The organism is Moellerella wisconsensis, assembly GCF_022592395.1.
GTDB classification, from domain to species: domain Bacteria; phylum Pseudomonadota; class Gammaproteobacteria; order Enterobacterales; family Enterobacteriaceae; genus Moellerella; species Moellerella wisconsensis.
In genome coordinates, this window is record NZ_CP093242.1 from 1,274,453 (window position 1) to 1,288,987 (window position 14,535).

Sequence of the window (14,535 nt, forward strand, 5' to 3'; positions counted from 1 at the left end):
TGTAGATAATGGATAATTAGAATATGCAATTAGTAAATAAGGATGGTGAAAATAAAAGGGTATAAGAAAATAATAGATCTATAGTTAGAAAATCGAGCTTTAAACCATACTTTAAATATGGTTTCCATCAAAAAAAAGAAACTTGAGTCTCATATTTATTGATTTTGAATACAAAACAATTGGTTTTTATTATTGTATTTTTTGATTTTTCAGTGAAAAGTTTTGCTTTTTATAATGAAACTAAGGTTATTGGTTTTATATTTATTGATTTAGAAGGTTATTATTCTGCATTGGAATAAATGATTTATATGTGTAACCTAGAAATAATTGTTTTATCTCAATGAGATGCAAGTCTCTTTTATAGATCAAATAAAGATGTAGTTACAATATTTAATGAGCCATAGGGATATATTGATTAGATTTTCCATTATTCTATAATAAAAAAACACCAAAAATGTTGATGTACGTCAATGTTTGATGAGAATTTATCAATATGAGTTAAATATAGTGAACTAACAACATTTGGATCTATAATTCGGGTTGTAAATTTGTTTGTTTATTGTTAACGCTGGATGTTTTGGTATCTTTAGTATAAAAATTTTAACTTAAATTTCATATCATAGTTTTGGGTTAGGTATATTTTATTGATATACCTAGGCTATTACTTATGTTTTCAATCCTTGGGAAAATGGCTCGATGAACAAGATTTTCTTTATTAGTTTATTTTTTGTTTGTGCAGCAATCTCTGGCTGTAGTCGTAATGTAATGTATTCTCATTCAATAGAAAAATGGAATAATTTACAAGATTCTGTATTACATGATGATCGCAGTAGTGAAAAAAATAAAGTCAATGTTGTATTTTATCGTAAGAATAATAATATTGATGGTAAGACTATTAATATATTTGTGAATAAACAATACTTAACTTCTTTACTTCCGGGAGCTGTAAAGAAAGTTGAATTATGTTCAGGTGAAAATATATTTACAGCTTATAAAACAGATGTTACCGAGCGTTATAATACTAAACTGAATACTAAAATAGACTTTAATTTAACAGGAAAAGAAACGCTCTTTTTTATGGTTGAACAATCTAATTCTGAGCCAGATAAATTAACATTTTCTAAGATTGATAAATCAGAAATTCCTCATGAAAATGGAAGCGTGAAAGAGCAATCTCATACTTTATCTCGTGTTAATACTGCAGCTAATTGCTCATAAATTAATTTAATTATAACTTAATAACATTTTATTTTATCTGATATATCAGATGAAAGGATAGTTCATGACTAGCAAAAACATTACAATAAAAATCAATAATAATAGTGAAACTATTAAAGATTATTCATTCACTGCTGGCTTCAATGGTATTGGAGCTAAAGGCCAACCATTACATATTGAAGCACAAAAAAATGTTAATTATTTACTTATTAATAATGATACTCAATATGCACCAGAAAATATAGCAACAAAACGTATTGGTGATAATTTATATATTGCATTTGAAGGTGCGGACATTGATGCGCCAGATCTTATTATTGATAATTATTTTGCTGTTGATGGTGAAATAGATTCTGCTGTAAATCAGACTAATTTAATTATTGGTCAACATGAAAATGGTAAATATTATCCGTATGTGCCAGAAAGCACGTTAGAAAATGATGCAATTAGTCAATTAGCTGAAAATCATCAAGCAGGGCAAGCTATTGGTGGTGTTGAGCTCCCTCCGGTATGGGCATTTAATCCATGGTGGCTAGCAGCGTTATTGCCTCTAGCGGCAGGTGGTATTGCACTGAGTAAAAATGGGGGATCAAAAAAGGAATCTATAGTTCAGAATCCACCTGACGCACAGGACGATGGTGCGAGCACCCAAGAAAATACCCCGGTTGCTATCGATATTCTGAACAATGACAGCGACAAAGACGGCGATTTAGATCCGACCAGCGTGACCGTGGTGACGCCACCAAGCCAAGGCAAAGTGGTTATTGATCCGATCACTGGCAAGGCCACTTACACGCCAAATCCGGGCGCGCATGGCGAGGATACCTTTACTTATACGGTGAAGGATAAAGCAGGCAATATTTCTGAGCCGGCGACGGTAACCGTCCATATCAGCGCCAATCCCGACGCACAGGACGATGGTGCGAGCACCCAAGAAAATACTCCGGTTGCTATCGATATTCTGAACAATGACAGCGACAAAGACGGCGATTTAGATCCGACCAGCGTGACGATAGTTAAGTCGCCGGCGCAAGGCACTGTCGCCATCGATCCCATCAGCGGCAAGGCCACTTACACGCCAAATCCGGGCGCGCATGGTGAGGACACTTTTACTTATACGGTGAAGGATACAGCAGGCAATATCTCTGAGCCCGCGACGGTAACCGTCCATATCAGCGCCAATCCTGATGCACAGGACGATGGCGCGAGCACCCAAGAAAATACCCCGGTTGCCATCGATGTTTTAGGCAACGACAGCGACAAAGACGGCGATTTAGATCCGACCAGCGTGACGATAGTTAAGTCGCCGGCGCAAGGCACTGTCGCCATCGATCCCATCAGCGGCAAGGCCACTTACACGCCAAATCCGGGCGCGCATGGCGAGGACACCTTTACTTATACAGTGAAGGATAAAGCAGGCAATATCTCCGAGCCCGCGATCGTAACCGTCCATATCAGCGCCAATCCTGATGCACAGGACGATGGCGCGAGCACCCAAGAAAATACCCCGGTTGCCATCGATATTTTAGGCAACGACAGCGACAAAGACGGCGATTTAGATCCGACCAGCGTGACGATAGTTAAGTCGCCGGCGCAAGGCACTGTCGCCATCGATCCCATCAGCGGCAAGGCCACTTACACGCCAAATCCGGGCGCGCATGGCGAGGACACCTTTACTTATACGGTGAAGGATAAAGCAGGCAATATTTCTGAGCCGGCGACGGTGACCGTCCATATCAGCGCCAATCCTGATGCACAGGACGATGGTGCGAGCACCCAAGAAAATACCCCGGTTGCCATCGATATTCTGAACAATGACAGCGACAAAGACGGCGATTTAGATCCGACCAGCGTGACCGTAGTGACGCCGCCAAGCCAAGGCAAAGTGGTTATTGATCCAATCACTGGTAAAGCCACTTACACGCCAAATCCGGGCGCGCATGGCGAGGACACCTTTACTTATACGGTGAAGGATACAGCAGGCAATATTTCTGAGCCGGCGACGGTGACCGTCCATATCAGCGCCAATCCCGACGCACAGGACGATGGCGCGAGCACCCAAGAAAATACCCCGGTTGCCATCGATATTCTGAACAATGACAGTGACAAAGACGGCGATTTAGATCCGACCAGCGTGACCGTAGTGACGCCGCCAAGCCAAGGCAAAGTGGTTATTGATCCAATCACTGGTAAAGCCACTTACACGCCAAATCCGGGCGCGCATGGCGAGGACACCTTTACTTATACGGTGAAGGATACAGCAGGCAATATTTCTGAGCCGGCGACGGTGACCGTCCATATCAGCGCCAATCCCGACGCACAGGACGATGGCGCGAGCACCCAAGAAAATACCCCGGTTGCCATCGATATTCTGAACAATGACAGTGACAAAGACGGCGATTTAGATCCGACCAGCGTGACCGTGGTGACGCCACCAAGCCAAGGCAAAGTGGTTATTGATCCGATCACTGGCAAGGCCACTTACACGCCAAATCCGGGCGCGCATGGTGAGGACACTTTTACTTATACGGTGAAGGATAAAGCAGGCAATATTTCTCAGCCCGCGACGGTAACCGTCCATATCAGCGCCAATCCTGATGCACAGGACGATGGCGCGAGCACCCAAGAAAATACCCCGGTTGCCATCGATATCCTGAACAATGACAGTGACAAAGACGGCGATTTAGATCCGACCAGCGTGACCGTGGTGACGCCGCCAAGCCAAGGCAAAGTGGTTATTGATCCGATCACTGGCAAGGCCACTTACACGCCAAACAAAGGGGCGCATGGCGAGGACACTTTTACTTATACGGTGAAGGATAAAGCAGGCAATATCTCTGAGCCCGCGACGGTAACCGTCCATATCAGCGCCAATCCTGATGCACAGGACGATGGCGCGAGCACCCAAGAAAATACCCCGGTTGCTATCGATGTTTTAGGCAACGACAGCGACAAAGACGGCGATTTAGATCCGACCAGCGTGACGATAGTTAAGTCGCCGGCGCAAGGCACTGTCGCCATCGATCCGATCACTGGCAAGGCCACCTATACGCCAAATCCGGGCGCGCATGGCGAGGACACCTTTACTTATACGGTGAAGGATAAAGCAGGCAATATTTCTGAGCCGGCGACGGTGACCGTCCATATCAGCGCCAATCCCAACGCACAGGACGATGGTGCGAGCACCCAAGAAAATACTCCGGTTGCTATCGATATTCTGAACAATGACAGCGACAAAGACGGCGATTTAGATCCGACCAGCGTGACGATAGTTAAGTCGCCGGCGCAAGGCACTGTCGCCATCGATCCCATCAGCGGCAAGGCCACTTACACGCCAAATCCGGGCGCGCATGGCGAGGACACCTTTACTTATACGGTGAAGGATAAAGCAGGTAATATCTCCGAGCCCGCGACGGTGACCGTCCATATCAGCGCCAATCCCGACGCACAGGACGATGGTGCGAGCACCCAAGAAAATACCCCGGTTGCCATCGATATTCTGAACAACGACAGTGACAAAGACGGCGATTTAGATCCGACCAGCGTGACCGTGGTGACGCCACCAAGCCAAGGCAAAGTGGTTATTGATCCCATCAGCGGCAAGGCCACTTACACGCCAAACAAAGGGGCGCATGGCGAGGACACCTTTACTTATACGGTGAAGGATAAAGCAGGCAATATTTCTGAGCCGGCGACGGTAACCGTCCATATCAGCGCCAATCCTGATGCACAGGACGATGGCGCGAGCACCCAAGAAAATACCCCGGTTGCCATCGATGTTTTAGGCAACGACAGTGACAAAGACGGCGATTTAGATCCGACCAGCGTGACGATAGTTAAGTCGCCGGCGCAAGGCACTGTCGCCATCGATCCGATCACTGGCAAGGCCACCTATACGCCAAATCCGGGCGCGCATGGCGAGGACACCTTTACTTATACAGTGAAGGATACAGCAGGCAATATCTCTCAGCCTGCGACGGTAACCGTCCATATCAGCGCCAATCCCGACGCACAGGACGATGGCGCGAGCACCCAAGAAAATACCCCGGTTGCCATCGATATTTTAGGCAACGACAGCGACAAAGACGGCGATTTAGATCCGACTAGCGTGACGATAGTTAAGTCGCCGGCGCAAGGCACTGTCGCCATAGATCCGATCACTGGCAAGGCCACCTATACGCCAAATCCGGGCGCGCATGGCGAGGACACCTTTACTTATACGGTGAAGGATAAAGCAGGCAATATTTCTCAGCCGGCGACGGTGACCGTCCATATCAGCGCCAATCCCGACGCACAGGACGATGGTGCGAGCACCCAAGAAAATACTCCGGTTGCCATCGATATTCTGAACAATGACAGTGACAAAGACGGCGATTTAGATCCGACCAGCGTGACCGTGGTGACGCCACCAAGCCAAGGCAAAGTGGTTATTGATCCCATCAGCGGCAAGGCCACTTACACGCCAAATCCGGGCGCGCATGGCGAGGACACCTTTACTTATACGGTGAAGGATAAAGCAGGCAATATCTCCGAGCCGGCGACGGTGACCGTCCATATCAGCGCCAATCCCGACGCACAGGACGATGGCGCGAGCACCCAAGAAAATACCCCGGTTGCCATCGATGTTTTAGGCAACGACAGCGACAAAGACGGCGATTTAGATCCGACCAGCGTGACCGTGGTGACGCCGCCAAGCCAAGGCAAAGTGGTTATTGATCCGATCACTGGCAAGGCCACTTACACGCCAAATCCGGGCGCGCATGGCGAGGACACTTTTACTTATACGGTGAAGGATAAAGCAGGCAATATTTCTCAGCCCGCGACGGTAACCGTCCATATCAGCGCCAATCCTGATGCACAGGACGATGGTGCGAGCACCCAAGAAAATACCCCGGTTGCTATCGATATCCTGAACAATGACAGCGACAAAGACGACGATTTAGATCCGACTAGCGTGACCGTGGTGACGCCGCCAAGCCAAGGGAAAGTGGTTATTGATCCGATTACTGGCAAGGCCACTTACACGCCAAATCCGGGCGCGCATGGCGAGGATACCTTTACTTATACGGTGAAGGATAAAGCAGGTAATATTTCCGAGCCGGCGACGGTGACCGTCCATATCAGCGCCAATCCTGATGCACAGGACGATGGCGCGAGCACCCAAGAAAATACCCCGGTTGCCATCGATATCCTGAACAATGACAGTGACAAAGACGGCGATTTAGATCCGACCAGCGTGACCGTGGTGACGCCGCCAAGCCAAGGGAAAGTGGTTATTGATCCCATCACTGGTAAAGCCACTTACACGCCAAATCCGGGCGCGCATGGTGAGGACACTTTTACTTATACGGTGAAGGATAAAGCAGGCAATATTTCTCAGCCGGCGACGGTAACCGTAGAAATATCTCAGACACAGATCAGTAAAGTGACGGTTTCTGAATCAGGATTACCTGACGGCTCTCATACTAATACCGCAGATACTAGGGCTGATGGTGAGTTTATTATTTCTAATCCAGATAATAAACCAGTTGCAGAGCTCAATATTCAATTAGTAAAACCAGAAAATAAGCTGACCTCTCATGGAAAAGATATTATTTGGGAAGAATCCCCTCAAGAATTAGTGGGGAAAACAGAAAATGGTGATACGGTTGTTACTATTAAGTTGACAGAATCAAAAGCAAATAGTGGCGAAATTTCGATTAAATATCAAGTTGAATTGCATGATGCCATTGATCATGAAAAATCAACGGATGAAGTGCGAATTGATTTCTCAGTTCAAAGTGAAACCGATATTGTTAAAGGCGAAATATCAATTAAAGATGATGCTCCTTTATCAGAAGATATATCGGCAACAGTTGAAACTGGAATAGAAAATACCTTTTATGCGAATATTATTATCAGTTTAGATTTTTCTTCTAGTATGTATGCCTCAGATAGTGGAATAGTTGAAAATGGCGTACAAATAACTCGCTATGACGCAGCTCTCGATGCTATGCAAAGTTTATTAGATAATTATCAAACTCGTTTAGAGAGTGCTGATAGTGGTGATGTTCGTGTAAGCCTTAATGGTTTTGCTAAAAGCGCAGTTGCTCTTGGTGGTTCAAGTGATCATCCGGCAGATCAGCCCTTCTGGTGTACTCTTACGGAGGCTAAAGCCATTATTGAAGGTTTGAGAGATGGAACATTACAACCAGATTGGAACGATATTGGTGTTGATACTAACTATGATGCAGCATTACAACAAATAGTAAGTATTTATAATCAAGATGCATTTGAAAATAGAGCACCAGTCACTCAAAATGGTGTGGATAATACTTTTTATTTTATTAGTGATGGCATACCTAATGAAAATAATGAAGGTGATTATTACTCTGAATATAATGGTTTAGGTATTCAAGCTGAATCTTCTAGTCATTATATTCCAGGAGCCTCTAATGTTGATATTGGCGAGGATAAATGGAAAGAGTTCCTTGAGCAAAATAATATACGTGCGATAGCTATTGGTATTGGCCCCGATATGGACGTTGACGGTAAGACATATTTAAAACCTATCGCTTATGATGGGGTGAAGCGGTTGGATAATGATGGTAGTGATCTGATTGTATTAACCGATATGTCTAAACTATCAGATACTTTAGAACAATATATTCCTAATGATCGAAGTGTTAAAAGTAATTTTGCACAAGATGAAGATGGTAATAATCTGATCTCTTTTGGTGCTGATGGAATGGGTTCAACCAGTATTGAGGTTGATGGTGTCACTTATACTTATAATGTACAAGATCATCAATTTACATTATCCCATGAAAGTGATAGTGCTAATAAATGGGCTGATTTAGGGCAAGGGCTACTGCATGTTAATACTAATGCAGGGGGAGAGTTATTTATATCATTAGGCGAAAAGAGTTATGGTGAATTTACTTATAAGCCAGGTTTTAAACGACCTTCAGATATAACCGAAGATAAATTTACTTTAATTTTAGCAGATAAAGAGGGTGATACAGTTCAATCATTAATTACTATTGATCTGAAAAATGTTAAGCCACTTGAAGCTGAAACAGTAAAATTTATTGCTGATTATAATGATATTAATTTATTATCAACAGAGCCAGTAATGAACTTTAGTCGCGAAAATGATGCAAGAGAATTTGATGACTCATCTTACAGTTATAATAATCAATCAATGTTTTCACAATTAGATATGTTACAGGTTGAACAAAATTCTGTAATTTAAATACTTATTTTAAATTTAACTTATTGTAATAAAGCAGACGCTGCATATTATATGTGGCGTCTGTCATTCCTTATTAATAACATAAAAAAATAATGGATTATTTATATTGAAAATGAAATATAAAAAATACACTTTATTAATCAGTATAGTTACTTTGTTTATACCTATCTGGGCATTTTCTACCGAGCCTGTAGAATTAAAAACGCTTCTACAATCAGCATTAAGTCAGACTCCACAAGTTCAAGAAGCTATCGCTAATTATCAAGCATCTAAAAGTAATGTACAAAAAGCGCAAGCAGGCCATTATCCCGTTATAAGCTTGATGGGAACCCAGCCATTAGCTCAAGAACATAAATATGACAGTAATGCATTAGAAAAAAACCTTCATTTAGGTGTAAGAGCTAATATGAATATTTATGCTTGGGGCGGAATTGAAGCGAGTATCGATAGAGAACGAGAGAAAGAAAATTATTATAATGATCATGTTTTATTAACTAATGAAAATGTTAGTGATGAAATAGGTAAATTATATTTATCAGTATTAAGAAATAAAGAAATTTTACTTATTATTAATGAAAATCGACAACAACATCAAAAAATATTAAATCAACTGCAAACTATAGTTAAACATGATCCGGGGCGGATGAGTGAATTAACTCAAGTGAAAGCTCGGATATTAAAAGTCGATATGAGCTATGCAGAGACCGAAAGAAACTTATTATTAGCATTGAAAAAATTATCTATATTGACAGGGCGTAATTTACAAGTTGATCAGTTAATCGATCCATTTAGAAATACTGATGCTTTAACAATTTTACAGACTTTTCAAGATAGCACACCAGAAAATAATCTGACGTATCAAGCCCAGTTAGCCGATAAAAATAGCTTACAAGCAGATTTGGTAGTGAGTAGTGCTGAACGAAAACCTGCGATTAATTTAGAATTAAATGCGACTAAAGATAATCGAGAGGTTTTTATTCGGGTTTCTTGGAATATTTTTGATCAAGTTACTTATTATAGCCATTCTCAGAAAGAATATGCATTATCCGCGGCTAATGCCAGACTCCGTAAAACATTACTAGATATTAAAGAGATGAGTGAGTCAGCGGCAATTAATATGACTCAAAGTGAACGACAGAATAAAATTGCTATTGAATATATAAAACAACAGCAACAAGTCGTAACTAATTATGAAAAACAGTTTGTTATCGCAAGACGCAGTTTGATTGATTTGCTGGATGCCTACAATGAGCTCGCGAGCATAAAAACTAGTGCGGTGATTAGTCAAAATGATTTTCGCGACTCTACCCTTAATTATTTGGCCGTGCAGACAAAAATTACTGCATGGATGAACCAGAACACATTTAACTAAATAAAAAATTATGAATTCTATTATTGAGAATATATCGTTAGTTACTAAAATGCTCGGGGCGCCGATTGCTAGTGAGGTATTATGGTCGCAAATTGAGCGGAAAGCAGATAAGTCTATTGATTTATCATCTTTGAAAGAGATATTAAAGCTACATGGATTAGATAATCAATTAATTAAGCGTGATATTATTGATATACCATCGCTAGCAACTCCCTTTGTTATTTTATTAAAAAATGATGAATCTGTGGTTGTTAATCGAATCGAAGGAAAGAAGACATCTAGACAATATGAAGTTATTCTTTCTGGCGGATTGAAAAAAATCATTACGTATAATGATCTAGTCACTAATTATTTAGGATATTGCTGGTTTATTAAAAAAACTGTTAATCCCGAGTCTCGCTCAGAACTTCCTGAATATCATTTGCCAAAGCGTTGGTTTTGGAAAATTATTGGACGCTTCAAAAAATATTATTATCAAGTGATCATCGCCTCATTTGTCATTAATACGCTTGCGCTGATTAGTTCATTATATGTAATGAATGTTTATGATAGGGTTATTCCAAACCAAGCGTATGAAACATTATGGGTATTATCAATTGGTGTTATTTTAGCTATCATTTTTGAGTTTATTACAAAAATGTTACGTGCTTATTTGCTAGATATTGCTGGTAAAAAAGCAGATATGTTAATTAGTTCCGCATTATTTAGACGCGTGATGTTATTGCGTTTTGATAAAAAACCTACCTCATCAGGTTCTTATGCTAATAATTTAAAAGATTTTGAAGCTATTCGTGATTTTATGACCAGTGCTAGCTTATTAGCAGTGGTTGATTTACCATTTATTTTTTTATTTATTTTTGTTATTAGCTTAATTGGGGGATATTTAGCATTCGTCCCATTAACTATTTTACCTATCGTGGTAATTGTAGGTTTATTAATTCAAAAACCATTAGCGCGCAGTATTCAATCATCAATGAAAGAATCTTCTCAGCGTCAAGGATTAGCCGTTGAGGCTATTGAAGGGATAGAAACACTTAAAGTTAATAATGCTACTACATGGGCACAGCAACGCTGGGAAATGTTTACTGCACGAACTTCTCTGACCTCAATAAAAGTAAGAAATCTAACTAACTTTATGATCAACTTTAGTGCGGCATTACAGCAATTAAATACTGTCGCTTTAGTGTTTGTTGGTACATATTTAATTCATTCTGATGATGTTAATTCGCGTATTACAATGGGGGCATTGATTGCTAGTGTTATTCTTTCTGGCCGTGCGTTAGCCCCATTAGGGCAAATAGCCAGTTTAGCGACACGTTTTCAATCTGCAAAAATGGCATTGGCAGGGGTGAATGCTATTATTTCTCGTCCAATAGAACGAAATAGTGAACGAAAATATATTACGCCGGAAAAAATTCAGGGCGCTATAGAATTATCGAATATTAGTTATCAATATGATAAAGACAGCCCTGCAGCATTAAAGGAATTAAATTTAATTATTAAACCCGGTGAGAAAGTGGCTATTCTGGGTAAAATTGGTAGTGGTAAAAGTACCTTATTGAAATTATTAACTGGGTTATATGAACAAAGTCAGGGAAATATAACGCTTGATAATCTCGATATTCGTCAAATTGATCCTATTTATTTGCGTAATAAAGTCGCATTATTAAGTCAAAGTCCACGTCTTTTTTATGGGTCATTACGTGAAAATTTAGATTTAGCACGTATCGACAGTTATTCCAGTGACGATGAATTAATTACCGCATTAAGTGCTTTTGGTTTAGATAAATTAATTAGACAACATCCTGCCGGCTTAGATATGCCTTTAGGAGAAGATGGGCTGGGATTATCTGGGGGACAAAAACAAATTATCGCCTTAGTTCAATTAATGTTGAGAAAACCTCGCGTGGTATTGCTGGATGAACCTACCACCGGTTTAGATAAAGAAACGGAAAAACAGGCATTAAATACTCTTGGCCAATGGACAAAAGATAAAACATTAATTGTGGTTACACATAAATATCAAATACTCGATATAGTAGATCGCATCATTGTTATGGATGACGGTAAAATTATTTTAGATGGGCCTAAAAAACAGGTACTTGATAAATTATTAGCGCAAGAAAAACCAGCTCATTCAGTGGCAAAAGTACCACGAAGTAACGTAACTACGCGTATTCAAGTTATTTCAAATATATCTCATCAAAAACCACAACCAGAAGTAGGTGATAAATAGTATGTTTAATAAAAAACGCCATTCTGATGATGAATTAATTAATCATGCTGATATTGAATTAGTTCATGATTTAAATTCTGCTATGCAAAAAGAAAATCATAAATTTCTTTTCTTACCGATTATTTTTTTATTTTTGCTAATAACTACTTTTATTATCTGGGCATATAACAGTAAATTAGAAGAGGTCACACGAGGACAAGGTACGATTATTCCTAGTAGCCGTGAACAGATTATTCAAAGTATTGATCCTGGCGTAATTAAAGTAATGAATGTTAAAGAGGGAGATATTGTTGAAAAAGATCAAGTTCTTTTACAACTCGATGACACTCGTTCTTCAGCTATTTATCGCGAAAGTCAGGCTAAAGTACAAAATTTAGAGGCGATAGCAGTTCGATTAAAAGCTGAAGCCAGTAATACAATCCCCGATTTCTCAGCTATTCCAGATAATGAGTTATCTGAGCGTGAGATGCTAGCATTTAACGCGAAAAAGAATGGATTAAATGATGCGATTTCAGGCTTACAAAGAAGCAAAAATTTATTAGCAAAAGAAGTTGCAATAACTCGTCCATTAGCGCAAGAAGGCTTGGTCTCACAAGTCGAATTATTAAGAATGGAACGACAAATTAGTGAATTAACTACCCAGATAGCGGAGCGTAAAAATAATTATTTGACGGAGGCTAATGCAGAATTAATTAAAATAGAATCTGAATTAGCGCAAGCCCGAGAAAATATGCAAATGCGAGCAGATCCTGTCGGGCGTTCATTAATTCGTGCTCCTGTTCGTGGTATCGTAAAGAATGTCAAGATCACTACAATTGGTGGTGTGGTTAATACCGGGCAAGATATTTTAGAGATCGTCCCATTAGATGACAAGCTAATGGTGGAAGCCTATATTCAACCACAAGATGTGGCTTTTTTACGACCAGGAATGCCTGCTGTTGTTAAAGTTAGTGCTTATGATTATGCTATTTATGGCGGATTAAAAGGTAAACTAATTATGATTAGCCCAGATACATTGAGCAATGATACACGGCGAAGTGAATTAAAACTGAATTCTAATGAAGTTTTTTACCGTATTATTGTTGAGACTGATACTAATTATTTATTAGATAAAAACCAGAATAAGATGGCTATTATTCCTGGAATGATAGCTACTGTAGATATTAAAACGGGTGAAAAAAGTGTGTTTGACTATCTGATTAAACCGATTACACGTATGAAACAAGCGCTATCTGAACGTTGAGTTTATTCATTGCCCGTAATAAATCAAAGTAAATATTATTTTGAATTTATTGCGGGTGCTTAATCATCATTATAATGTGATATTGGTATTATTGTAACATTATTTAATTTTATGAGTTTAGTAAGTTGAATTATTATTTGTATTTGGTCTGATTGCTATTTTTCTACCATGGCGATGACTTATCCTTTTTTACTTCTCATACCTTTCATATTAATAGATTATTAATTACTTTCAGTAGATGTTTTTTGTTTTTGATTATGGTTGATTTCATTTTTCCTATGTAATATCTTTTTATTTATTATATTAACTATTGTTTATATAGTAAGAATGTAATTTATTATTGTAGGAGTTAATTATAATTCTGAGGTTGTTATTATGAGTGAGGCAAGTAATCTATTCGGTTTCACGATAAAATTAAAGTATATAATAATAGTATTATTAATGTTATCGCCATTAACTTTTGCCGATAATAGACCTGGCTTTGTGTGCGGTAAATTTAATGGTCATGTGATGGAAGTTCCGGCGAACTATATTATTTATTGGGCAGAATATGAAGGTGCCAGTATTTGGAACCCCGATTTTATCTATAATAAAAAAGGTTGTGAGGCGAATTTTAGAGTATTGCCGATGATCATCAATTGGCCAGATATGCAGGCCGGAGATCAGGAAGAATGGTGGAAAAAAAAACGGGGATTTGATGGGCTAACCATTAGTGTTGAGCCATTACAAAAAACTGATCCTGATGTAACTTATATGCGTAATTTTTATCTTAAAAAACGTGAGGATAAACGTTTTGATCCGATGATGTATCATCAGGAATTAAATCTCTATTCTGTTAAGGTGACTAAAAAATCAGTCCGCTCTAAGCTTGCGGATAGAAGTAGTCGCTATTTTTTTGATGAAAATATTAATAATTACTATTGGGCGGAAATAGACGGGCGTATACCGGTGGTTTTTGACTGCATGTGGTTACCGCTTAAAAAAAGATATTACACCTGTGAAGCGATGTTTGTCATGCCTGAAATAGGGGTATTTGTTGAGGTGATTTTTACACCGGAAAAATTACTGCAATGGCAGGAGATAGTCAGCAAGACTCAGCAGTTTATATTATCGAAGATTAAACATTAAGGACAATTTCTATGTTAACCATTAATAACTACTAAAAGTTATCAAATAATTGACCAGATAGCTCGCAATTTTAATGGTTACTCGATGGTAGTGATATGGTAGAG

General features: G+C 39.7%; 6 protein-coding genes. All 6 read left to right on the plus strand.

Translation table 11 applies throughout. The annotated features are described in order from the left end of the window. Positions 1-696: 696 nt before the first annotated feature. The 6 genes from MNY66_RS05600 (at position 697) to MNY66_RS05625 (ending at position 14,431) form a co-directional block, all read left to right on the plus strand. Positions 697-1,218 (plus strand): cell envelope biogenesis protein OmpA, encoded by a 522-nt coding sequence (locus MNY66_RS05600; protein ID WP_241501649.1) that lies wholly within the window; start codon positions 697-699, stop codon positions 1,216-1,218. 64 nt (positions 1,219-1,282) lie between these two features. After that, entirely contained in the window at positions 1,283-8,452 is a 7,170-nt protein-coding gene (locus MNY66_RS05605) for an Ig-like domain-containing protein (protein WP_241501650.1), read from the plus strand. 112 nt (positions 8,453-8,564) lie between these two features. Then, positions 8,565-9,824, plus strand: coding sequence for a TolC family protein (locus MNY66_RS05610; RefSeq protein WP_052956421.1), 1,260 nt, complete (start codon positions 8,565-8,567; stop codon positions 9,822-9,824). 10 nt (positions 9,825-9,834) lie between these two features. Continuing rightward, positions 9,835-12,060: a type I secretion system permease/ATPase gene (locus tag MNY66_RS05615; protein ID WP_241501651.1), complete on the plus strand. Its 2,226-nt coding sequence runs from the start codon at positions 9,835-9,837 to the stop codon at positions 12,058-12,060. A gap of 1 nt (position 12,061) precedes the next feature. After that, entirely contained in the window at positions 12,062-13,303 is a 1,242-nt protein-coding gene (locus MNY66_RS05620; RefSeq protein WP_047257126.1) for an HlyD family type I secretion periplasmic adaptor subunit, read from the plus strand. 375 nt (positions 13,304-13,678) lie between these two features. Continuing rightward, positions 13,679-14,431: a hypothetical protein gene (locus MNY66_RS05625; RefSeq protein WP_241501652.1), complete on the plus strand. Its 753-nt coding sequence runs from the start codon at positions 13,679-13,681 to the stop codon at positions 14,429-14,431. Positions 14,432-14,535: the final 104 nt, after the last annotated feature.

Coding starts and splice junctions, on each gene's coding strand:
- MNY66_RS05600 (WP_241501649.1), top strand. CDS start 697: ATGAACAAGATTTTCTTTATTAGTTTATTTTTTGTTTGTGCAGCAATC.
- MNY66_RS05605 (WP_241501650.1), top strand. CDS start 1,283: ATGACTAGCAAAAACATTACAATAAAAATCAATAATAATAGTGAAACT.
- MNY66_RS05610 (WP_052956421.1), top strand. CDS start 8,565: ATGAAATATAAAAAATACACTTTATTAATCAGTATAGTTACTTTGTTT.
- MNY66_RS05615 (WP_241501651.1), top strand. CDS start 9,835: ATGAATTCTATTATTGAGAATATATCGTTAGTTACTAAAATGCTCGGG.
- MNY66_RS05620 (WP_047257126.1), top strand. CDS start 12,062: ATGTTTAATAAAAAACGCCATTCTGATGATGAATTAATTAATCATGCT.
- MNY66_RS05625 (WP_241501652.1), top strand. CDS start 13,679: ATGAGTGAGGCAAGTAATCTATTCGGTTTCACGATAAAATTAAAGTAT.